General features: G+C 71.5%; 23 protein-coding genes. 15 read left to right on the top strand and 8 right to left on the bottom strand.

Annotation, left to right across the window (positions count from 1 at the left end):
• Positions 1-34 precede the first annotated feature (34 nt).
• Entirely contained in the window at positions 35-406 is a 372-nt protein-coding gene (locus tag AOM06_RS06075) for a hypothetical protein (RefSeq protein ID WP_062303865.1), read from the top strand.
• 6 nt (positions 407-412) lie between these two features.
• On the opposite strand, the gene AOM06_RS14725 is transcribed toward AOM06_RS06075, so the two are convergent.
• Positions 413-577, bottom strand: coding sequence for a hypothetical protein (locus tag AOM06_RS14725; RefSeq protein WP_156163604.1), 165 nt, complete (start codon positions 575-577; stop codon positions 413-415).
• Positions 578-891: 314 nt separating this feature from the next.
• On the opposite strand from AOM06_RS14725, the gene leuA reads away from it, so the two are divergent.
• Together leuA and AOM06_RS06065 are read left to right on the top strand one after the other, a co-directional pair.
• Positions 892-2,631, top strand: a complete 1,740-nt coding sequence (leuA, locus tag AOM06_RS06070; protein ID WP_062303864.1) for a 2-isopropylmalate synthase — start codon at positions 892-894, stop codon at positions 2,629-2,631.
• Positions 2,628-3,158: a hypothetical protein gene (locus tag AOM06_RS06065; RefSeq protein WP_062303863.1), complete on the top strand. Its 531-nt coding sequence runs from the start codon at positions 2,628-2,630 to the stop codon at positions 3,156-3,158. Before leuA ends, AOM06_RS06065 begins: the two co-directional genes overlap by 4 nt.
• Before the next feature lie 51 nt (positions 3,159-3,209).
• On the opposite strand, the gene AOM06_RS06060 is transcribed toward AOM06_RS06065, so the two are convergent.
• Positions 3,210-3,992, bottom strand: coding sequence for a DUF4386 domain-containing protein (locus tag AOM06_RS06060; RefSeq protein ID WP_062303862.1), 783 nt, complete (start codon positions 3,990-3,992; stop codon positions 3,210-3,212).
• A gap of 41 nt (positions 3,993-4,033) precedes the next feature.
• Entirely contained in the window at positions 4,034-5,044 is a 1,011-nt protein-coding gene (locus AOM06_RS06055) for an NAD(P)-dependent alcohol dehydrogenase (RefSeq protein WP_228372873.1), read from the bottom strand.
• Between the two features lie 101 nt (positions 5,045-5,145).
• Here AOM06_RS06055 and AOM06_RS06050 point away from each other — a divergent pair, with 101 nt between their 5' ends.
• The 9 genes from AOM06_RS06050 to AOM06_RS06010 all read left to right on the top strand — a co-directional run bounded on the left by AOM06_RS06050 (position 5,146) and on the right by AOM06_RS06010 (position 12,608).
• A complete protein-coding gene (locus tag AOM06_RS06050; RefSeq protein ID WP_062303861.1) occupies positions 5,146-5,820 on the top strand; it encodes a TetR/AcrR family transcriptional regulator in 675 nt (224 codons plus the stop codon).
• 18 nt (positions 5,821-5,838) lie between these two features.
• The gene (gene recO / locus AOM06_RS06045; protein WP_062303860.1) at positions 5,839-6,570 is read left to right on the top strand and encodes a DNA repair protein RecO; all 732 of its coding nucleotides are present in this window, start codon (positions 5,839-5,841) and stop codon (positions 6,568-6,570) included.
• Positions 6,571-6,707: 137 nt separating this feature from the next.
• The gene (locus AOM06_RS06040) at positions 6,708-7,421 is read left to right on the top strand and encodes an HAD family hydrolase (RefSeq protein ID WP_062303859.1); all 714 of its coding nucleotides are present in this window, start codon (positions 6,708-6,710) and stop codon (positions 7,419-7,421) included.
• Positions 7,422-7,454: 33 nt separating this feature from the next.
• Positions 7,455-8,477: a phosphate/phosphite/phosphonate ABC transporter substrate-binding protein gene (locus tag AOM06_RS06035; protein WP_062303858.1), complete on the top strand. Its 1,023-nt coding sequence runs from the start codon at positions 7,455-7,457 to the stop codon at positions 8,475-8,477.
• On the top strand, positions 8,477-9,304 hold the full coding sequence (phnC, locus tag AOM06_RS06030) for a phosphonate ABC transporter ATP-binding protein (protein WP_062303857.1): 828 nt from the start codon (positions 8,477-8,479) through the stop codon (positions 9,302-9,304). The genes AOM06_RS06035 and phnC overlap by 1 nt, the downstream gene beginning before the upstream one ends.
• 1 nt (position 9,305) lies before the next feature.
• Positions 9,306-10,103 carry a phosphonate ABC transporter, permease protein PhnE gene (gene phnE / locus AOM06_RS06025; protein ID WP_062303856.1) on the top strand — a complete coding sequence of 266 codons (798 nt, stop codon included), beginning with the start codon at positions 9,306-9,308 and terminating at the stop codon, positions 10,101-10,103.
• Positions 10,100-10,933 carry a phosphonate ABC transporter, permease protein PhnE gene (gene phnE / locus AOM06_RS06020; protein WP_062303855.1) on the top strand — a complete coding sequence of 278 codons (834 nt, stop codon included), beginning with the start codon at positions 10,100-10,102 and terminating at the stop codon, positions 10,931-10,933. The genes phnE (AOM06_RS06025) and phnE (AOM06_RS06020) overlap by 4 nt, the downstream gene beginning before the upstream one ends.
• Positions 10,911-11,768, top strand: coding sequence for a MurR/RpiR family transcriptional regulator (locus AOM06_RS06015; protein ID WP_062303854.1), 858 nt, complete (start codon positions 10,911-10,913; stop codon positions 11,766-11,768). Before phnE (AOM06_RS06020) ends, AOM06_RS06015 begins: the two co-directional genes overlap by 23 nt.
• Positions 11,769-11,849: 81 nt before the next feature.
• Positions 11,850-12,608: an isoprenyl transferase gene (locus tag AOM06_RS06010; RefSeq protein WP_062303853.1), complete on the top strand. Its 759-nt coding sequence runs from the start codon at positions 11,850-11,852 to the stop codon at positions 12,606-12,608.
• 4 nt (positions 12,609-12,612) lie between these two features.
• Here AOM06_RS06010 and AOM06_RS06005 read toward each other — a convergent pair whose 3' ends face one another.
• The 5 genes from AOM06_RS06005 to AOM06_RS05985 are packed head-to-tail and all read right to left on the bottom strand — an operon-like array spanning position 12,613 to position 16,147.
• Positions 12,613-13,149 (bottom strand): DedA family protein, encoded by a 537-nt coding sequence (locus tag AOM06_RS06005; protein ID WP_062303852.1) that lies wholly within the window; start codon positions 13,147-13,149, stop codon positions 12,613-12,615.
• Positions 13,149-13,562 (bottom strand): Fur family transcriptional regulator, encoded by a 414-nt coding sequence (locus AOM06_RS06000; RefSeq protein WP_062303851.1) that lies wholly within the window; start codon positions 13,560-13,562, stop codon positions 13,149-13,151. Before AOM06_RS06000 ends, AOM06_RS06005 begins: the two co-directional genes overlap by 1 nt.
• Positions 13,559-14,395 carry a metal ABC transporter permease gene (locus AOM06_RS05995; protein WP_267127764.1) on the bottom strand — a complete coding sequence of 279 codons (837 nt, stop codon included), beginning with the start codon at positions 14,393-14,395 and terminating at the stop codon, positions 13,559-13,561. The genes AOM06_RS06000 and AOM06_RS05995 overlap by 4 nt, the downstream gene beginning before the upstream one ends.
• Entirely contained in the window at positions 14,392-15,219 is an 828-nt protein-coding gene (locus AOM06_RS05990) for a metal ABC transporter ATP-binding protein (protein ID WP_228372872.1), read from the bottom strand. The genes AOM06_RS05995 and AOM06_RS05990 overlap by 4 nt, the downstream gene beginning before the upstream one ends.
• The gene (locus AOM06_RS05985) at positions 15,212-16,147 is read right to left on the bottom strand and encodes a metal ABC transporter substrate-binding protein (RefSeq protein WP_228372871.1); all 936 of its coding nucleotides are present in this window, start codon (positions 16,145-16,147) and stop codon (positions 15,212-15,214) included. The genes AOM06_RS05990 and AOM06_RS05985 overlap by 8 nt, the downstream gene beginning before the upstream one ends.
• 173 nt (positions 16,148-16,320) lie before the next feature.
• On the opposite strand from AOM06_RS05985, the gene AOM06_RS05980 reads away from it, so the two are divergent.
• The 3 genes from AOM06_RS05980 to dusB all read left to right on the top strand — a co-directional run bounded on the left by AOM06_RS05980 (position 16,321) and on the right by dusB (position 20,434).
• The gene (locus AOM06_RS05980; RefSeq protein WP_062303848.1) at positions 16,321-17,706 is read left to right on the top strand and encodes a glycine--tRNA ligase; all 1,386 of its coding nucleotides are present in this window, start codon (positions 16,321-16,323) and stop codon (positions 17,704-17,706) included.
• Positions 17,707-17,708: 2 nt separating this feature from the next.
• Positions 17,709-18,956 carry a YibE/F family protein gene (locus AOM06_RS05975; RefSeq protein ID WP_062303847.1) on the top strand — a complete coding sequence of 416 codons (1,248 nt, stop codon included), beginning with the start codon at positions 17,709-17,711 and terminating at the stop codon, positions 18,954-18,956.
• Between the two features lie 314 nt (positions 18,957-19,270).
• The gene (gene dusB / locus AOM06_RS05970) at positions 19,271-20,434 is read left to right on the top strand and encodes a tRNA dihydrouridine synthase DusB (protein ID WP_062303846.1); all 1,164 of its coding nucleotides are present in this window, start codon (positions 19,271-19,273) and stop codon (positions 20,432-20,434) included.
• Positions 20,435-20,607 lie beyond the last annotated feature (173 nt).

Raw genomic sequence — 20,607 nt, 5'->3', positions numbered from 1 at the left:
CGTGCAAGGATGCCCGACGAGAGGGGGGACCTGCATGGCCGCCGTGATCGTCCTCACCGTCGTCCTTGCGGGTCTTGCCGTGCTCCAGGCCGCGTTGGTGCTCGGCGCGCCGCTCGGCCGCTTCGCGTGGGGCGGCCAGCACCGGGTGCTCCCGGCCCGCCTCCGCGTCGGCAGCGCTGTGTCGATCGCGGTCTACGGGGTGATCGGGCTCATCGCCTGGGACCGCGCGGATGCCATCGACCTGTTCGGCGAGACCTTCAGCGAGGTCGCCATGTGGGTCTGCGTCGCGTTCTTCGTCCTGTCCATCGGCTCGAACGCGATGTCCCGGAGCAGGCCCGAGCGCCTCGTCATGGCCCCGGTCTCGGTGGTGCTGGCCGCGGCGGCGGTGGTCGTCGCCCTCGGGTGAGGGCGCTCAGCCCGCCGAGGACATGATCCGAATCCCATACGCGATCAGCACGAACAGCCCGCCGCTGGACAGCATGATGATCGACAGGATCGCGGGCACGGCCCACCACGGGTGGTCCTTCCTGGGGGAGGCGTGCTGGGGGGTCTCGGTGGTCGGGGCGGTCGTGGACATGAGGGTTCTCCTTGTAGGTTTCGTACTAAGTACGTGTGGTGACTCCCAGGCTATTCGTACTTAGTACGAAGGTCAAGAGGTCGGCGTCCCGTCGGGTCGTCTCGCGCCCGAAGAGGCGTGGTCGGCGTCCCGGCGGCGAGGTGGGGCGCGGCCGATGCGCGCCACTGGTGGGGAGGCGCGTGGGCTATGGTGGCTCTATGCGTGCACGCTCGCTGCTTACGTGCCGCGACGAGGCCTAGCCCAGGTCGGTCCCTCGTCGCGGCCCTTCGCCTGCCGACCGAGGACCCCAGGACACAGCGAAGCAGCGAGGAATCATGAGCCACTACACCGGCGGCGCCCAGACGGCGTCCCCTATGCCCATCCGGAAGTACGCGCCGTTCCATGAGCAGATCCGGGTGGATCTGCCGGACCGGCAATGGCCGAGCAAGCGCATCGAGAAGGCTCCGCGCTGGTGCGCGGTGGACCTGCGCGACGGCAACCAGGCCCTCATCGAGCCCATGAACGGCGAGCGCAAGCTGCGCATGTTCGAGCTCCTGGTGCGCATGGGCTACAAGGAGATCGAGGTCGGCTTCCCGAGCGCGAGCCAGACCGACTTCGACTTCGTGCGCCAGCTCATCGAGGAGGACCGCATCCCCGATGACGTGACCATCCAGGTGCTGACGCAAGCGCGCGAGCACCTGATCGAGCGCACCTACGAGTCGCTCAAGGGCGCCAAGCAGGCGATCGTCCACCTCTACAACTCCACGAGCATCCTTCAGCGCGAGGTCGTCTTCCGCGCCGACGAGGACCAGATCCTCGACATCGCGACGCATGGGGCGATGCTCTGCCAGAAGTTCGAGGAGACCATCCCCGACACCCGGGTGTTCTACGAGTACAGCCCCGAGTCCTACACCGGCACGGAGCTCGAGTACGCGGTGCGCGTCTGCAACGCGGTGCTCGATGTCTGGAAGCCCACGCCCGACCGCAAGGTCATCATCAACCTGCCGGCGACGGTCGAGATGGCGACGCCGAATGTGTACGCCGACTCGATCGAGTGGATGAACCGGAACCTCGACTACCGCGACTCCGTGGTGCTGAGCCTGCACCCGCACAACGACCGCGGCACCGCCATCGCCGCCGCGGAGCTGGGCTACATGGCCGGCGCGGACCGCATCGAGGGCTGCCTGTTCGGCAACGGCGAGCGCACGGGCAACGTCGACCTGGTGACCCTGGGCATGAACCTCTTCAGCCAGGGCATCGACCCGGAGATCGACTTCTCGGACATCGACGAGGTGCGCCGCACGGTCGAGTACTGCAACCAGCTCGACGTGCACCCGCGCCACCCGTGGGGCGGCGACCTGGTGTTCACCGCGTTCTCGGGCTCCCACCAGGACGCGATCAAGAAGGGCCTCGAGGCGATGGACGCGAAGGCCCAGAAGCAGGGCGTCGGCGTCGACGACCTCCTGTGGGCCGTGCCGTACCTGCCCATCGACCCCAAGGACGTGGGCCGCTCCTACGAGGCCGTCATCCGCGTCAACTCGCAGTCGGGCAAGGGCGGCGTCGCGTACCTGCTGAAGAACGAGCGCAGCCTGGACCTGCCGCGCCGCCTGCAGATCGAGTTCTCGCGCGTCGTACAGCGGGAGGCCGATGCGACGGGCGCCGAGATGACCGCGGACACGCTGTGGCAGATCTTCGAGGACGAGTACCTCCCCGCGGCGGACCCTGAGCGCAAGTGGGGACGCCTCTCGCTCGTGGGCACGCGCGGCACGTCGAGCGAGACCGGTCCCGACACGCTCTCCGCGGACATCACCGACGGGGGAGCGGCGGTCACCATCGAGGGGTCGGCCAACGGCCCCGTCGCCGCGTTCGTGGCGGCGCTCGCGACGCGCGGGGTGAATGTCGAGGTGCTCGACTACCACGAGCACGCGATGAGCACGGGTGGCGACGCCACCGCGGCCGCCTACGTCGAGTGCGCGATCGGGGACCAGATCCTGTGGGGCGTGGGCATCGACCCGTCGATCACCACGGCGACGCTCAAGGCCATCATCTCCGCGGTCAACCGCGAGGGTCGATGAGGGTCGCCGCGGGAGCCCTCGCCGCGCTCGCGCTCGCGGCGGGGCTCGCCGGGTGCTCGTCGCCGACCGACACCGACCTGCCGGATCTCTCCGGGCTCGGGCTCACGTCGACATCGTGCGAGGACACGGTCCAGATGTCGGGCATCGCCACGGGCGAGGAGGACGCGGTGCTGGAGTGCTGGGTCGGGAGCCCCGAGGCGACGTTCCTCGACACCGCCGACTCGATCCTCGACCTGCTGCTCGACGCGAACGGCTCCGCCGAGGACGTCAGCGGCGCGCTGTGCTGGTCCGACACGGTGACGGATGCCGAGGCGAGCGCGTGCCGTGCGGTGCTCGTCGGCGACACCGAGTCGGGCACGCTCGTGTCCGCGGTGGTGTCGCTGGTCGACCCTGCCGACGTGATCGGCGCCATCTCCGACGACCCCGCCGACGCCGAGGTCGAGGCCGCGCTCGCAGGCGCCGCGCTCGAGGTGCTGGTGTTCAGCGAGCCCGTGTCGGCGGAGGTCGGCGACCTGACCGGCGGGTGACGCGACGATGCCCCGGCCCGTGAGGCCGGGGCATCGCCCCTCCGCCGCGCGTCACGCCGGGACCGCCTCCGGCTCCGCGCGGCTCGCCTCCACCGTGGCGCGGCGCGCCCCGGCGAGGAGCCAGACGGTCAGCCACATCTCGGCGACCATCGAGGGGATCATGACGATCACGAGCATCAGGTCCGCGACCGACGCGTAGTCCGCGAGCAGCACGTGGGTCAACGTGTCCGCGATGTACGCGGTTCCCGCGACGGCGAGGGCCCACCCGAGCGCACGGGGTGCGAGGCGGGCGTCGACGAGGATGCGGCCCACGGCGATGAGATGGAGGCCGAACACCACGAGGCCGATGAGCCACGCGACGTCGAAGGCCTCCATCGCCGTGCCCGTCATCGCGGCCCGTGCCTCGTCCCCGAGACCGGCGACCGCATCGCCGCCCGTGGCCAGGTGCAGCGCCACCGCCATGAACGTGACGGCGGCGCCGAAGATCACGCTGTAGCCGAGGCGCAGCCACGCCGCGAGGAGCGAGCGCTGCTCGCCGCTGGGTCGAAGCACCTGGTGCAACGCCCAGGCGATGCCGATGTCGATCACCGTGATCGTGGTGAACGCGGCGATCCCGAGGCGGAACGTCGAGGCGTCGCCGGCGATGGCGGTCATGGTCGCCATCGGGTCGTCGGCCACCACCAGGCGGTTGCGGACGGCGAAGTTGGCGTAGATCGCGAGCGCGAAGATCGCGAGGTATCCGGCGCCCGCCCAGCGGGCGACGGCGGACGATGCGGGCGCGGGGGCCGGCGCGCGGGTGGCGCCCGGCGCGTTTGCGGCTGTCATGGCGGTCATGCGGGGACTCCTGTCGGGTGAGGTGGGTCGAGCTGGTGGCGTCAGGGCTGCGAGACGACGACGGCCGCCTTGCCGGCGATGCGGCCGGCCGCGAGCTCGGAGACGGCCTTGCCGGCCTCCGCGAGCGGGAAGGTGCGGGTGAGGGCGGGGCGGAGGTCCCCGGCCTCGATGCGGGACACCAGGTCCTCGAGCGGCGCCGCCGCGGTGACGGACATCAGCCCCATGAGGCGCTGGCGCGTGAACAGCGAGACCAGGGGGGACAGGAGCGCCCGCGTCGAGCCGCCCATGAGCGAGTCGCCGCCCTCGCCGCCGACGATCACGAGCGTGCCCGTGGGGGAGAGGATGCGGCGCAGGCGGCGCAGCGGGGTCAGGCCGCCGGTGTCGATGATCACGTCGAACTCGTGGTTGAGGGCGGTGATGTCGGTGGTGCGGTAGTCGATCACCTCGACGGCGCCGAGCGAGCGGACCAGATCGGCCTTGGCGGCGCTCGCGACGCCGGTGACGGCGGCGCCCGCGGCGACCGCGAGCTGCGCGGCGAACGAGCCGACCCCGCCCGAGGCGCCGAGGACGAGCACGCGCTGCCCGGGGGTGATGGTCGCCCGCTCGACGGCCCGAAGGGCGGCGACGCCGGACACGGGCGTCACGGCCGCCTCCTCGAAGCTCAGCGACGCGGGCTTGCGGACCAGGCGGTCCTCCTTCGCGATGGCGTGCTCCGCGTAGGAGCCCGAGGCCGCGCCGAGCACCTCGTCGCCGAGCGAGAAGCGCGTCACCCCGGGGCCGATGCCGACGACGACGCCCGCGACGTCCTCGCCCGAGATGGGCTGACGGGGACGGCGGAAGCCGAAGCCGATGACGCGCATGACGAGCGGCCGGCCGGTGGCGAGGTGCCAGACGCCGCGGTCGACGCCGGCGGCGCGGACCTCGATGAGCACCTCGCCGGTGCCGGGCGTGGGCGCCTCGACGGTCTCGACGTGGATCTCCTCGGGGCCGGCGTAGCGACGCTGGACGGCGGCTCGCATCGTGGTGGTGGAGGTGGGGACGGTGGCGGTCATGTCGGTTCTCCTTCTCGTGTCGTTGTGACTCGTACTTAGTACGACTTGCTATGCTCGACGGTAGACGTACTTAGTACGACGCGCAAGGGTAGGAGCAGAGAATGTCAGATACCAGGCAGGATGTTCGCAAGCCGCGGCTGTCGCGCGAGCGCGTGCTCGCCGCGGCGATGGAGCTGGCCGACCGCGACGGGATCGAGGCGCTCACCATCCGCGCGCTCGCGGACCACCTCGGGACCAAGCCGATGTCGATCTATCACCACGTCGCCGGCAAGGAGGTGCTGCTCGACGGCATGGTCGACATCGTCTTCTCGGAGATCGAGAAGCCGCCGGCGGAGCTCGAGTGGCGCGAGGCGCTGCGCGTGCGCTGCCGTTCCGCGCGCGAGGTTCTCGGGCGTCACCCTTGGGCGGTGCCCCTGCTCGAGTCGCGCCACCACCCGGGCCCCGAGCTCCTCGCGCACCACGAGTCGGTGCTGGTGACGCTCGACCGCGCCGGCATGCCGCTGCCGCTCGTGGCGCACGCCTACGCGGTCCTCGACAGCTTCGTCTACGGCTTCGCGATGCAGGAGGCCAACCTCGCGGTGCAGCGCGGGGACCAGGACGCGGAGCTGGCGGGGGAGATCGCCGCGGCCTTCGATCCGAGCGCCTACCCGATGATGACGCGCTTCGCGATGGAGCACGCGATGCGGCCCGACTTCAACTTCGGGGACTCGTTCGACTACGGGCTCGACCTGCTGCTCGACGGCCTCGCGCGTGCCGTGGAGCGGGAGCGCGCCTGACGCGCGCGACAATGGACCGTGCCCCTCTACCGTGACGACGCCATCGTCCTCCGCACCCACAAGCTGGGTGAGGCGGACCGCATCGTCACCATGCTCACGCGGCGCCACGGCAAGGTGCGCGCCGTCGCCAAGGGCGTGCGCCGGACGTCGAGCCGGATCGGCTCGCGCATGGAGCCGTTCATGCTCGTCGACGTCCAGCTCTACGAGGGGCGCAACCTCGACATCGTGAGCCAGGTGGAGACCAAGGAGCCGTACGCCCGGCGGATCGCGGAGGACTACGCGAAGTTCACGGCGGCGACCGCGATGGTCGAGACCGCGGACAAGCTGGTCGACCACGAGCGCGAGCCCGCGTGGGACCACTACCGCCTGCTGCACGGCGCGCTCGGCACCTTGAGCCGGGGCGAGCACGAGGCCGGGCTGGTGCTCGACAGCTTCCTGCTGCGCGCGCTCGCGCTCGCGGGCTACGAGCCGAGCTTCAGCGACTGCGCGAGCTGCGGGCGCCCCGGGCCTCACCGCGCGTTCGTCGTCGGCGGGGGAGGCGCGGTGTGCGAGGCGTGCCGTCCGCCGGGGGCGGCGGCGCCGGCGCCGGAGACCTTCTCGCTGCTCGAGGCGCTCCTGGTGGGGGACTGGCTCGTCGCCGATGCGGCGGACCCGCGTCATCGGCGGGACGCGGCGGGGCTGATCGCGGCCTATGCCCAGTTCCATCTCGAGCGCAAGGTGCGCAGCCTGGGTCACGTCGACCGTTCGTAGGCAGGACCGGCGGTATCACCGCGTTATTTAACAGGATGTTCACCAGATCGTGGCCTATCCGTCCATTTCCGGCCGCTAGGTTGGACGCATCGTCCAGAAGGGCGATGAATCCACCTCAGCCGACCGGAGGAGCCCCTGTGCCGCGTACCGTGATCTTCGACTTCGACGGGACGTTGGCGTTGGGCGAGGGACCCCTCGACGCCTACGTCCGGTGCGTGGACGAGGTCGCCGGCGTCGAGGGCTTCGCGGCCGCAGCGGCGACCGAGCGGGCGCGGCTCCTGACCGAGCCGGGCCTGTACCGCGACGCCTATCACGCAGTCGCCGTCGCGGCGGCGGGGCTCGGGATCGACGAGGACGCGCTCCAGCAGGGCTACCTGCGCAGCCGCGACCTGCTCGCGACGGACGATGCGCCCGTCGAGCCCGCGCCCGGGCTCGGGGACTTCCTGGGGCGCCTCGCCGCGCACGCGGAGCTGGTGCTGGTCACCAACGCGCCCGAGACGCGGATCGCAGAGGCGCTCGACGCGCTCGGCGCTGCGGGCGCCTTCGGGCGGATCGTGTGCTCGGCGCGCAAGCCGCTCGGCCTCGCCGCGGTGATCGACGAGGCCCTGAACCACGGCCCCGTGCTGTCCGTCGGAGACATCGACGAGTTCGACCTGGCGCCTGCGCGAGAGCGCGGTGCCGCGACGGCGCTCGTGGGCGCCGCTGCCGCGGCACCCCCAGCCGAGGTCACCTTCGCCGCGGAGCGCCTCGAGCTCCTGTACCCGGCGATCGAAGCGTGGGCCGCCGACTCGGCGCCCCTCGAGAACGTGCCGTCCGGCACGCCCCGCACCACCGGCACCACCCGTTCCTGAGCAGCACCCATCCTCATGAAAGGCACGTCTGACATGCGCACCCCGCTCATCACCGTTGGCCTCGCGGCCTCGGCCCTCGTCGCGCTCGCCGGCTGCAGCGCCGACGCCGACCCCGCATCGACCGCGACCTCCGGCGGGACCGCCGCCGAGGCCGGCTCGGAGTGGCCCACCGAGATCACGCTCGCGCTGATCCCCAACGAGAACGTCACCGACCTCATCACGTCGGTCGAGCCGCTCACCGACTACCTGAGCGAGGAGCTCGGGATCACGGTCGAGGGCGTCGTCACCAAGGACTACCAGGCCGCCGTCGAGGCGATCGGCTCCGGCCAGGCGCAGATCGCGATCGCGGACGCGGGCTCGCTCGCCGCGGCCGAGGACCTCTACGGCGCCCACGCGGTGCTTCAGGACGTCCGCTACGGCGCGTCGCAGTACGCCTCGATGTACTTCACCAACAACCCCGACAAGTACTGCGACGACGAGCCCGTCGAGGCGACCTACGCCGCGACCGGCCAGACGTTCCTCTACTGCAACGGCGTCGCGTCCGGCGAGGACAACACCGGCGTCGGTCCCGTCGCGCAGGACAAGCTCGCGCTGATCGAGGAGGGCACCGCTGTCGCGTTCGGCAACACCACCTCGCCCGCCGGCTACCAGCTCCCCGTGCTCGCGCTCGAGGCCAACGGCGTCGACATCGACTCGCTCGACCAGGTCCCGGTGACCGGCAACGACACGCTGCTCATGGCGGTCTACAACGGCGACGCCGAGGTGGGCTTCGCGTACTGGGACGCGCGGTCCTCGGTCTCCGCGGAGGAGGTCCCCGACCTGGGCGAGAAGGTCGTCGTCTTCGGCCTGTCGGAGATGTACCCCAACGGCGGCGTGGTCCTCTCGGACGAGCTCCCCGCGGACCTGCGCGACGAGATCACGGCGCTGCTCGACGGCTTCGCCGACGTGGACCCGGACACGCTGATGAACATCTTCAGCCAGACCGACTGGGTCCCGGCGGACGCCGCGGCGATCGACCTCGCCCGCGAGGTCAACGCCCGCTTCAGCGGAGAGTGATGAGCGACACCCTCACCAGGTCCGAGGCCGGGGGCGGCACGCCCCCGGCCTCCGGGCCGTGGCCCATCGAGCTCGACGACGTCACCGTGCGGTACCCGAACGGGGTCGTCGCGCTCAAGAACGTCTCCCTGTCGATCGCGGCAGGCGAGATGGTGGCCGTCGTGGGGCTGTCCGGCTCGGGCAAGTCGACGATGATCCGCACCATCAACGGGCTCGTGCAGCCCACGGGCGGACGCGTCACGGTCGGACCCCACGCCGTGAGCGAGCTGCGCGGGCGCGCGCTGCGCGAGGCGCGCGGGGACATCGGCATGATCTTCCAGGCCTTCAACCTCGCGGACCGCGCGAGCGTGTTCCACAACGCGCTGGTGGGCCGCTTCGCGCACATGCCCACGTGGCGGACGATGCTCGGGCTGGCCTCCGCCGAGGACCGCGAGATGGTGATGCGGTCGCTCGACTCGGTCGGCATGCTCGAGAAGGTCTGGCACCGCGCCGGCGCCCTCTCCGGCGGGCAGAAGCAGCGCGTCGCGATCGCCCGTGCGCTCAGCCAGGAGCCGGCGGTGATGCTCGCCGACGAGCCCGTCGCGAGCCTCGACCCGCCGACCGCTCATGCCGTGATGGCGGACCTCGAGGACATCAACGCCTCGCGCGGCCTCACGGTGCTGGTGAACCTGCATCTCATGGACCTCGCGCGTCAGTACACGACCCGCATGATCGGCCTGCGCGCGGGCGAGGTGGTCTTCGACGGCCCCGCCGCGACCGCGACCGACGCGGACTTCGAGGCGATCTACGGGCGTCCCGTCCAGGCACGCGACCGGCTGGGGGAGTGACGTGACGACCACGGCGATCCCGGCGCGACCGCGCACGTGGCCGCGCACGCTCGGCATCGTCGGCGCGCTCGCGGTGCTCACGGCGCTCACCGCGACGCCCGCGCTCGGCGGGGTCGAGATCGACCTGGGTGCGATCGCGAAGAACTGGACCAACGGCGCGGACCGTATCGCTCAGATGATGACGCCCGACCTCTCGGTGCTGCCGCGCACGTGGCAGCCGCTGCTCGAGACGCTGCAGATGGCCGTCGTGGGCGCCGCGATCTCCGCGGCGCTGGCGATCCCGTTGTCGATGTGGGCGGCGCGTCCGACCAACCCGCACACCCCCACGCGCATGGCCGTGCGGTTCGTGCTCAACATGGTCCGCGCCGTGCCCGACCTGGTCTACGCGACGATCCTCGTCGCGATGGTCGGTGTGGGTGCGCTCCCGGGCGTCATCACCCTGGTGCTGTTCGACGTGGGCATCGTGGTCAAGCTGGTCTCCGAGGCGATCGACTCGGCGGACTCCGCCTACATGGAGGCAGGCCGTGCGGCGGGCGGCACCCAGGCCCAGATCAACCGCCTCACGGCGCTGCCGCAGACGTGGCCGGCCTACGTGTCGCAGGTGCTGTACTCGCTCGAGCTCAACGTGCGCATCTCCGCGATCCTGGGCCTCGTGGGCGCGGGCGGCATCGGCCGCCTCATCGACGAGATGCGCGGCTTCTACCGCTACGACGCGCTCTCGACCATCGTCCTGGAGATCCTCATCGTGGTGGTGCTGATCGAGCTCGCGTCCAACGTCCTACGGAAGAGGCTGCGATGACCGCGCTCGCCGTGCGCGCGCCGATCGCGCCGCCCAAGCCCCGCCGCCTCGCGGTGAGGATCGCCTCCTGGGCCGTCGCCGCCGTGGTGCTCGCCGCCTTCGTGGGCCTCGACATCGAGTGGGACAAGCTCGCCGACCTGCCCGGCGACCTGGTCCACTACGGCACGCTGATGTTCTCCGACCCCGACTGGTCGATGCTGCCCGAGGCCCTGCGCCAGACGTGGCGCTCGGTGTCGATGGCGTGGCTCGGTGCGCTGCTGGGCGTGGTGCTGTCGACGATGCTCGGCATCCCCGCGGCCGAGGGCGTGGGCCCGCTGTGGCTCCGCCTGCCGCTGCGCGGGCTGTTCGCCGTGATCCGCGCCGTGCCCGAGGTGGTCATCGCGATCATCATCCTCACCGTCACGGGCCTCACGCCGTTCACCGGCGCGCTCGCGCTCGCGATCGGCGGGATCGGCACGCACGCGAAGTGGACGTACGAGACCGTCGAGTCGGCGCCGGGGGGCGCGGTCGAGGCCGTGCGCGCGAGCGGCGGGGGACTGCTCGCGACCGTGCGCTGGGGGCTGTGGCCCGTGATCTCGCCCGAGCTCGCGTCCCTCGCGCTGTACCGCTTCGAGATCAACGTCCGCACGTCGGCCATCCTGGGGCTCATCGGCGTGGGCGGCATCGGCGACATGCTCACCACCTACACTCAGCATCGGCAGTGGGACACCGTGGGCGTGCTCATCATCGTGGTGGTCGTGGTGACGATGACCATCGACGCCGTCTCCGGCGCGATCCGCCGCAGGATCATGGAAGGGGCCAAGGTTCGTGGCGTGGACAGGAGCTCCTGACGCACCCCCGACGGTGCGCATCGCGGCGCTCGTGCCCTCGCTCGCCAGGGGTGAGCGCAAGGTGGCCGAGGCGATCGCCGCGGACGTCGAGTGCGCCGTCGACATGACGGCGCAGGAGCTCGCCGACGCGGTCGGCGTGGGCCGCGCCTCGGTGGTCCGCACCGCGCAGACGCTCGGCTTCGACGGCTACCCGCAGCTGCGGGTCGCGCTCGCACGCGAACGCGCCCTCGCGGCGCCCGCCGCACCGGTCGCGGAGGGGAGCCTGGGTGTGGTCCAGGCGGCGGTCGATCGCTTCGCCCGGTCCCTGCCGCACACGGCCGCGGCTCTCACGGCGGACGTGGTCGAGGCCTTCGTGACGGCGCTCGACGAGGCCCCCCGGCTGGTGATCGCGGCGAGCGGCCTGTCCGCGCCGCTCGGGCACGACGCGGCGATGCGTCTCACGAGCGCCGGCCGTCCCGTCGAGTTCCAGCCCGACCCTCTGTCGCAGCACATCGCGGCGCGGCAGCTCCGCCCGGGTGACGTCCTGTTCGTCATCTCGGGCTCCGGGGCGACGGTGGGGTCGCTTCACGCCGCCGACGCGGCGCGCGAGGCGGGCGCCACCGTGCTCGCGCTCACGGCCTTCTCGCGCGCGCCGCTCGTGGCGCGCGCCACCACCACGCTGGTGGTGCCGCCCGTGACCGACTCGTTCCAGGACGAGCTCACGCAGACGTCGCGGGCCGCGTTCGCGCTCGTCATCGAGGCGTTGGTCGAGGCGTTCGTGGTGCGCAGGGGCCCGCGTGCGCGGGAGGCGCGCGCGGCGGCGCTCGCCGTGGTCTCCGAGAGCCTGGGGGAGTAGCGGGGTCCCGGTGGCCCGGCCGCTCCGGGGGCGGGCCGTGCCCGACCCTGCCGCGCATCGTCCGCCGATAGGCTGACCGGCGTGACCTACGCCGCCCCGTTCCCGCACGCCTCCGGCGCGACGCCGCCCGCCCTCCCGCCCGAGGCCGTGCCGAAGCACGTCGCGGTGGTGATGGACGGCAACGGGCGCTGGGCGAAGGAGCGCGGCCTTCCCCGCACCGCCGGTCACGAGCGCGGCGAGGCCTCGCTGCTCGACGTGGTCGCCGGCGCGGTCGAGATCGGCGTCACCCACCTCAGCGCCTACGCGTTCTCCACCGAGAACTGGAAGCGCAGTCCCGAGGAGGTGCGTTTCCTCATGGGCTTCAACCGCGACGTGATCCGTCGCCGCCGCGACGAGATGCACTCGTGGGGCGTGCGCGTGCGCTGGGCGGGACGGCGCCCCAAGCTGTGGCGCTCCGTCATCACGGAGCTCGAGAGGGCCGAGGAGCTCACGCAGGACAACACCGGCCTCACGCTCACCATGTGCGTGAACTACGGGGGGCGAGCGGAGATCGCCGATGCCGCCAAGGCGATCGCGATGCGCGTCGCGGCGGGGGAGCTCGACCCGTCCAAGGTGAACGAGAAGACCCTCGCGGCTCACCTGGACGAGCCCGACATGCCCGACGTGGACCTGTTCTGGAGGTCCTCCGGAGAGCAGCGGTCGAGCAACTTCCTGCCGTGGCAGGCGGCCTACGCGGAGTACGTGTTCAGCGACACGCTGTGGCCGGACGTGGACCGCACGCACCTGTGGGCCGCGATCGAGGAGTACGCGCGGCGCAACCGGCGCTTCGGCGCGGCCTGAGAGGTCAGGACCCTTCGGCCGGGGACGATGCGAGGGCGGCGTCCTGCGGCGCGCGGCGGCGGCGCGCCACGAGGTACGCGACGCCGGCGGCGAGCAGCAGCGCGCTCGCGCCGAGCGCCCACGGGGACATGGTGAAGGCCTTGAACGCGGAGTAGCCGACCACCACGTACGCGGTCGCCCACAGCAGGCAGCCGGGGATCATCGCGAGCGTGTAGCGGCCCCAGTGCATGCGCGCGTAGCCGGCACCGCCGTTGACGAGCGACTGGATTCCGAGCGTGAGGAACGACAGCGGGATGGCGATCCAGCCCCAGCGCTCGGTGAAGGCCTGGGCCTTCGCCATCGTGGGGCCCGAGAACCGGCGTGCGATCCGCGCCCGCTTGGAGTGCTGCGCCTCGGCGCGGTCAGCGACCGCATCGGCGCCCGCGCGCGCCCAGCGCGCGATCCAGTAGGTCGCCTGCGTACGGAAGAACACGATGCAGACGAGCGCGGCGAACAGCCACCACCACGGGCCGTTCTCGACGAAGTCGGGGATGCCGGGCATCAGCCCTTCCCCGCGGCCGTGCACTCGGGGCAGACGCCCGTGAGCTCGATCGTGTGGCGGATGTCGCCGTAGCTGTGCTGCTCGGCGATGCGGTGCGCGAAGGCCTCGAACTCCGGCACGTCGATCTCGACCGCCTTGCCGCACGCGCGGCAGCGGAGGTGGTGGTGGTGCTCGTCGCCGGCCTCGCACCGACGGTAGAGGGTCTCGCCGGACTCGGCGACCACGGCATCGACCTCGCCCTGGTCGGCGAGCGACTGGAGACCTCGGTACACCGTCGCGAGGCCGATGGTGGAGCCCTCGGAGCGCAGGCGCTCGTGCCAGGCCTGGGCCGAGCGGAAGTCGCGCGTGTCGAGCGCCTCGAGGATCTCGCGGCGCTGGCGGGTCATGCGAGGCGCGGGTGTCGTGGCGTTCATCGACGGACTCCCTTGAGCAGGCTGGTGACGGCGGCCACCACGACGTAGAGCGCCACACCGAGCACCACGATCAGCGAGCCGGGCTGGATGTCCTGGAACACGGTGATCCAGATGCCCGTCAGGGTCAGCACCGCGCCGATCCCCATGGCGAGGTGCATGGTGCGCGAGAAGGAGCGCGTGAGCAGCTGCGCGATCGCGACGGGCACGATCATGAGGGCGCTCACCAGCAGCACGCCGACCACGCGCATGGCGACCGTGATGGTGACGGCGGCGAGCACAGCGACGACCATGTTGAGCGCATCCACCGGGAGGCCGGTGGAGCGCGCGAACTCCTGATCATGGGTGACGGAGAACAGCGCGGCCCTGAGCCCGAGCCCGATCACCAGGATCAGGGCGGCGAGGCCCACGCTCATCCAGACGTCGCCCCAGGTGACCGTGGAGATCGATCCGAACAGGTAGCCCAGGAGGTTCGCGTTCGAGCCGCCCGCGAGCCCGATGAGGAGCACGCCGGACGCGATGCCTCCGTAGAAGAGGATCGCCATGACGATGTCGGCGGCGGTGCCGCGCGAGCGCATGCGCTCGATCACCACCGCGCCGATGATCGCGAAGAGCACGGCTCCCGGGATGGCGAGCGCGTCCTGCTTCGCGAGGTCGAACGCCGCGCCGGCGAGCCAGCCCGCGGCGACACCGGCGAGGGCGACGTGGCCGATGCCGTCGCCGAGCAGCGCCATGCGGCGCTGGACGAGGTAGGTGCCCATCACCGGGGCCGCAGCCCCGACGAGCAGGCCGACGATGAGCATCCGCTGGATCAGCGGCTCCTGCAGCAGGCTCACGGCGCCTCCAATCCGAGCGAGGAGCCGTCGCGGACGGGCGGGTCGGCATGCGGGTGGTCGTGGTCGTGACCGGGGAGGGCGTGGACGCCGAGATCCTTGGGCGGCACGCCGTCGTAGGTCACGCAGCCGTGCTCGAGGACCACCGCGCGGTCGATATGGCGCGTGAGCGCGCCGAGCTCGTGCAGCACGACGACGATGCCGACGCCCTCCTCCTTGAGGTGGCCGAGCGTGTGGGAGAACTGGACCTGCGACTCGAGGTCGACGCCCGCCATGGGCTCGTCGAGGATGAGCAGGTGCGGCCTGCGGACCAGCGCGCGCGCGATGAGGACGCGCTGCTGCTGTCCGCCCGAGAGGCGGGACACGTCGCGCTTGGCGAGGTCCTCGACCCCCATCGAGGCGAGCGCGGCACGGGCCCGGGCCTTGGCATCGCGGGGCGGGACGAGCCCCCGCAGGCGGGAGCCGACGCGACCGTCCCGCTCACGGCTGCCGAGCAGCCCGGAGGTCACCACCTCGAGCGCGGTGGCGGAGACGCCTCCCGCGGCCGTGATGCGCTGCGGGACGTAGCCCAGCCGGGCACGGGCCAGAGGGGAGGCGGGGGAGCCGAACAGGTCGATGCTTCCCGCGGTGGTGGGGACGGCGCCGACGATCGCGCGGACGAAGGTCGACTTGCCGGACCCGTTGCCGCCCATGAGCGACACCACCTCGCCGGGGCGGGCCGTCAGCGAGACGCCGTGGAGGATCTCGGTGCCCTGAAGGGAGACGCGGACGTCCCGCGCCTCGACCAACGAGGGCGGGACGTCCGTGGGCGTGGACGATTCACTCACAGCCGAGCGCATCCTCCAGCACGGAGAGGTTCCTGGTCATGACGCCAATGTAGTCGTCGCCGTCGGCCACGGTCTCCACGGGGCTGAGGACCTCGGTCTCGACGCCGACGTCGCTCGCGAGGGCCTCGGCGACGGACGCGCTCACGGCGTCCTCGGTGAAGATGGTGGTCGCGCCGGTCTCGGCGATGATGTCCTTGATCTCGAGGATGCGCGCGGGCGAGGGCTCGCTCTCGGGGTCGAGGCCGGCGATGCCCTCCTGGTGCAGGCCGTACGCGTCCGCAAGGTAGCCGAAGGCCTCGTGGCCGGTCACGATGGTGTCGCGCTCACACTGCGCGAGACCCGACTCGTACTGCGCGTCGAGGTCCTCGAGCGCCGCGTGGAGCGTCTCGGCGTTGGCGGTGTACGTGTCGGCGTTCTCCGGGTCGGCCGCGGCGAAGGCGTCGCCGACCGCATCGGCGTAGTGCGCCAGCAGGTCGGGGTCGAGCCAGAAGTGCGGGTCCGACGAGCCGTGGTCGTGCTCGTCCTCCTCCTCGGCGTGGTCCTCGTCGGCGTGCTCCGCCGCCGCGTGGAGCTCGATCACCTCGGCGGCGTCGAGCGCCTCGACGCCGGTGGTCGAGATCGCGTCGTCGACAGCGGGCTGGAACTCCGAGAGGTACAGCGCAAGGTCCGCGGTGCCGAGATGGCGCACGGTGGCGGGGGAGAGCTCGACATCGTGCGGCTCGACGCCGGCCGGGGTCATCGACACCACCACGATGCGGTCGCCGCCCACCTGCTCGGCCACGAACTGCAGCGGGTAGAACGCGGTCGCGACCGTGAGGGCGCCATCGCCGGAGGCGGACCCGTCGACGCTCGGCTCCGAGGTGGAGCAGGCGGTCAGCGTGAGGGTCGAGGCCGCGGCGGCGGCGATGAGGGCGGAGGTCTTCTTCATGGTCGTCATTCTAGGCACAGTTGAGAATGATTGTCGAAATCAGGACTGTGGTCCCAGGCGACCCGCCGGAACGGCGCGCGCTGCGTGGCCCGGTTGTGCGCGCATCGTCCAGGGCGCGACGCGCCGCTAGACTGTCGCGAGCGATTCCGACCCCCTTGCACAAGGAGCATCACGTGGCCGCACCCAGCCGTCTCGACAACGCCATCTCGCTCGCGAAGCGCCGCGGCTTCGTGTTCCCGTGCGGCGAGATCTACGGAGGCACGCGCTCCGCGTGGGACTACGGACCGCTGGGCGTCGAGCTCAAGGAGAACATCAAGCGTCAGTGGTGGCGCGCGATGGTCACCTCGCGTGACGACATCGTCGGTCTCGACTCGTCCGTCATCCTGCCGCCGCAGGTCTGGGAGGCCTCCGGCCACATCGCGGCCTTCGTCGACCCGCTTGTCGAGTGCCTGTCCTGCCACAAGCGCTATCGCGAGGACCACCTGCTCGAGGAGTTCGAGGAGAAGAAGGGCCGCGCGCCCGAGGGCGGCCTCGCCGAGATCGCGTGTGCCGCGTGCGGCACCCGCGGGCAGTGGACCGAGCCGAAGATGTTCAACGGCCTGCTGCGCACCTACCTGGGCGCCGCCTCCGACGACTCCGGGCTGCACTACCTGCGCCCCGAGACCGCGCAGGGCATCTTCATCAACTTCGAGAACGTCATGCGCACCGCGCGCCAGAAGCCCCCGTTCGGCATCGCGCAGGTGGGCAAGTCCTTCCGCAACGAGATCACCCCCGGCAACTTCATCTTCCGCACCCGCGAGTTCGAGCAGATGGAGATGGAGTTCTTCGTGGTGCCCGGCACCGACGAGGAGTGGCACCAGCACTGGATCCAGACCCGCAAGGACTGGTACACGGACCTGGGCATCTCCGAGGACAACCTGCGCCTCTACGAGCACCCGCAGGAGAAGCTCTCGCACTACTCGAAGGGCACCACGGACATCGAGTACCGCTTCGGCTTCCAGGGCTCGGAGTGGGGCGAGCTCGAGGGCATCGCGAACCGCACCGACTTCGACCTGTCGACGCACGCCAAGCACTCGGGCAAGGACCTCAGCTACCTGGACCCGGCCACGAACGAGCGCTACGTGCCGTACGTGATCGAGCCGGCCGCCGGCCTGTCCCGCTCGCTCATGGCCTTCCTGGTCGAGGCGTACACCGAGGAGGAGGTGCCCACCGCGAAGGGCGGCACCGAGACCCGCACCGTGCTGCGCCTGGACCACCGCCTCGCGCCGGTCAAGGCCGCGGTGCTGCCGCTGTCGAAGTCCGCGGACCTGGTGCCCACGGCCGAGAGCCTCGCGAAGGAGCTCCGCGGCGCGTGGAACATCGACGTGGACGTCACGCAGTCGATCGGCAAGCGCTACCGCCGTCAGGACGAGGTCGGGACGCCGTACTGCATCACGATCGACTTCGACACGCTCGACGATCAGGCCGTCACCATCCGTGACCGCGACACCATGCAGCAGGAGCGCGTCGCGCTCTCGCAGGTGAGCGGCTACCTCGCGCAGCGCCTCATCGGGGCCTGACCTTGGGGGCGGGGCACTCGCACTCCGAGGTCCCGCCGCGGGCGTCCGCCGCCACGACGCGCCTCCTGTGGGCGCTTGTGGGCGGCGTGCTCGCGGCGGTCGTCCTGGGTGCCGCGCTCACATGGCCCTCGTCGTGGGACTCGCTCGGGTCGGAGACTCTGCTGTACTCCGACGCGCGCAGGCTCGACGCCACCGTGGTCGCCACCGACCTGGAGTCGGGCGTCACCACGGTCGAGATCACGACCGAGGGTGCCGAGGGGTCGCGCGAGCTGTCTCCCACGGGCATCCCCAACCTCGAGCTCAACCCGGGCGACGAGCTGCGGGTGGTCGAGCTCGACGACGGCAGCGTGGTCTTCTCCGACTTCGAACGCACCTCGCCGATCCTCGCGCTGCTGATCGTCTACGTCGTGCTGGTCGTCGCGGTGGCGTGGTGGCGGGGGATCGGGGCGCTGCTGGGCCTCGCGGCGGCGTTCGGCATCATCGCGTTCTACACGGTGCCGGCGCTGTTCGACGGCGCGAGCGCGCCGCTGGTCGGGCTGGTGACATCGGTGGGCGCGCTCGCGGTGCTCCTCTACATCGCGCACGGCTTCAACGCGCGCACCACCACCGCCTACCTCGGGACGGTGGCGGGCCTCTTCGCGACGGCCATCCTGGGCACGTGGGCCGTCCATGCGGCGAACATCCCCGGGGTGCCCTCCGAGGCGGAGATCAACCTCACGTTCCTGGACGCCTCGATCTCGCTTCACGGGCTCGCGCTGTGCGGGCTCATGATCGCGGGGCTCGGCGTCCTCAACGACGTGACCATCACCCAGGCCTCGGCCGTGTGGGAGCTGGGCAAGGCGCGTCCCGACCTCGGGGCGTGGCAGCTGTTCTCACGCGGCATGCGCATCGGCCGCGACCACATCGCGTCCACCGTCTACACGATCGCCTTCGCGTACGTGGGCGCCTCGCTGCCGCTCATCATGCTCATCGCGGCGTACGACGACCCGGTCTCGGGGGCGATCACCTCCTCCGAGCTCGCGGGCGAGGTGGTGCGGACGCTGGTCGGGTCGATCGGCCTCGTGCTCGCGGTGCCGCTCACCACGGCGATCGGCGCCATGATCGTGGGCTTCAGCGGCGAGGAGGAGGACGATGCGGCTGCCGGGCCGGGCGATGAGCCTTCCGTGGATTCGGGTGCTCATGAGGGCTCGGCTGAGGCTCAGAAGCCCTCGGATGGGGCTTTGACGCGGCCAAATGTGACCGAAACGTGATGTTTTCCACTGATTTGCCCCGTTCCTCTTGACGCGCCATACGCCGTGGCCCCAACCTTGTCGTGGCGGGCATTCGGGGATGCGGATCGCATCCTCTGGGGGACACAGGCGAATGCCGCCGTCCCTCATTGCACGTCGTGGCTGCGCGCCTGGTCGCTGCGCCACGGCGCCTCGCGCCCGGGCTTTCCCTCAGCGGCCCGGGCGCGAGTGCGCCTGCCGTCGGTTGGGCCTCGCCCGGGTGGTGCCGAGCGCTTCGCGTGCGCGCCGCATCGTGCCCGCCCGGGTCCCATCCGGGGCCTGAGAGAATGGACCCTATGACCCCGACCACCCGCCTGCTCCCGCCGCTGCGCATCGGCCCGCTCGAGGTGGACACGCCCGTGATCCTCGCGCCGATGGCCGGCATCACCAACGCCGCGTTCCGCCGCCTGTGCCGCGAGCACGGCGGAGGGCTCTACGTGGCCGAGATGGTGACGTCGCGCGCGCTCGTCGAGCGGACGCCCGAGTCGCTGCGCATCATCGCGCACGACCCGGACGAGACCCCGCGCTCGGTCCAGGTGTACGGCGTCGACCCGGCGACCATCGGCGCGGCCGTGAAGATGATCTGCGAGGAGGACCGCGCGGACCACATCGACATGAACTTCGGCTGCCCGGTGCCTAAGGTCACCCGCAAGGGCGGGGGAGCGGTCCTGCCGTGGAAGCGGGACCTGTTCCGCGACATCGTGCGGGCCGCGGTGCGCGAGGCGTCGAAGTTCGACATCCCGGTCACGGTGAAGATGCGCAAGGGCGTCGACGATGACCACCTCACCTATCTGGATGCGGGCCGCACCGCTGAGAAGGAAGGTGTGGCCGCGGTCGCGCTGCATGCGCGCACGGCTGCCGAGTACTACAGCGGGACGGCGGACTGGTCCGCGATCGCTCGCCTCAAGGAGACGGTCACGTCGATCCCGGTACTGGGCAACGGTGACATCTGGCAGGCCGAGGACGCGATCCGCATGGTCGAGGAGACCGGGTGCGACGGGGTGGTCGTCGGGCGTGGATGCATGGGCCGGCCGTGGCTGTTCGCGGATCTGCAGGCCGCCTTCGAGGGGCGCCCTGAGCGGGTCCAGCCCGGACTGCGCGAGGTTGCGGCCGCCATCTACCGCCACGGCGAGCTCATGGTCGGCCACTTCGGCGATGACGAGGACAAGGCGATGCGCGAGATCCGCAAGCATATGTCCTGGTACCTCAAGGGCTACCCGGTGGGTGGCGAGGTGCGCCGGTCGCTCGGGCTCGTGTCGACTCTTGCCGAGCTGCGGGACATCCTCGACACCCTCGACCTCGAGGCGCCGTATCCGGGCGAGGAGGCCGAGGGGCCACGCGGGCGTCAGGGTTCGGCCCGCGTGCCGGCGTGCCCCGAGGGATGGCTGGACACGCAGGACATCACGCCGGATCTCGAGCTGCGGCTGCGTGAGGCGGAGCTGAGCGTCTCCGGGGGCTGACCCCAGGGTCGAGCTCGTTTCCCCGCCTCCTCGCTCGCTTGCTCGCGCTCCGTGCCCGCGCGCCGTGCGTGCGCCGCGATGGCGCTGCCCGGGCGTGCCGGTGTGGCGCCCGCCGTGGGGGTGGGCGCCGTGGGGGCGGGGTGGTCAGTGGGGTGTGTGTTGGGGGAGGTCGG

It is taken from the genome of Demequina subtropica (genome assembly GCF_000971235.1).
Taxonomy (GTDB): Bacteria; Actinomycetota; Actinomycetes; order Actinomycetales; family Demequinaceae; genus Demequina; species Demequina subtropica.
This window is presented reverse-complemented; position numbering and strand designations above follow the sequence as displayed.

Bases quoted from the DNA above. Each gene is read 5' to 3' on its own strand.
- AOM06_RS06075 (WP_062303865.1), top strand. From the start codon at position 35: ATGGCCGCCGTGATCGTCCTCACCGTCGTCCTTGCGGGTCTTGCCGTG.
- AOM06_RS14725 (WP_156163604.1), bottom strand. From the start codon at position 577: ATGTCCACGACCGCCCCGACCACCGAGACCCCCCAGCACGCCTCCCCC.
- leuA (WP_062303864.1), top strand. From the start codon at position 892: ATGAGCCACTACACCGGCGGCGCCCAGACGGCGTCCCCTATGCCCATC.
- AOM06_RS06065 (WP_062303863.1), top strand. From the start codon at position 2,628: ATGAGGGTCGCCGCGGGAGCCCTCGCCGCGCTCGCGCTCGCGGCGGGG.
- AOM06_RS06060 (WP_062303862.1), bottom strand. From the start codon at position 3,992: ATGACCGCCATGACAGCCGCAAACGCGCCGGGCGCCACCCGCGCGCCG.
- AOM06_RS06055 (WP_228372873.1), bottom strand. From the start codon at position 5,044: ATGACCGCCACCGTCCCCACCTCCACCACCACGATGCGAGCCGCCGTC.
- AOM06_RS06050 (WP_062303861.1), top strand. From the start codon at position 5,146: ATGTCAGATACCAGGCAGGATGTTCGCAAGCCGCGGCTGTCGCGCGAG.
- AOM06_RS06035 (WP_062303858.1), top strand. From the start codon at position 7,455: ATGCGCACCCCGCTCATCACCGTTGGCCTCGCGGCCTCGGCCCTCGTC.
- phnC (WP_062303857.1), top strand. From the start codon at position 8,477: ATGAGCGACACCCTCACCAGGTCCGAGGCCGGGGGCGGCACGCCCCCG.
- phnE (WP_062303855.1), top strand. From the start codon at position 10,100: ATGACCGCGCTCGCCGTGCGCGCGCCGATCGCGCCGCCCAAGCCCCGC.
- AOM06_RS06005 (WP_062303852.1), bottom strand. From the start codon at position 13,149: ATGCCCGGCATCCCCGACTTCGTCGAGAACGGCCCGTGGTGGTGGCTG.
- AOM06_RS06000 (WP_062303851.1), bottom strand. From the start codon at position 13,562: ATGAACGCCACGACACCCGCGCCTCGCATGACCCGCCAGCGCCGCGAG.
- AOM06_RS05985 (WP_228372871.1), bottom strand. From the start codon at position 16,147: ATGAAGAAGACCTCCGCCCTCATCGCCGCCGCCGCGGCCTCGACCCTC.
- dusB (WP_062303846.1), top strand. From the start codon at position 19,271: ATGACCCCGACCACCCGCCTGCTCCCGCCGCTGCGCATCGGCCCGCTC.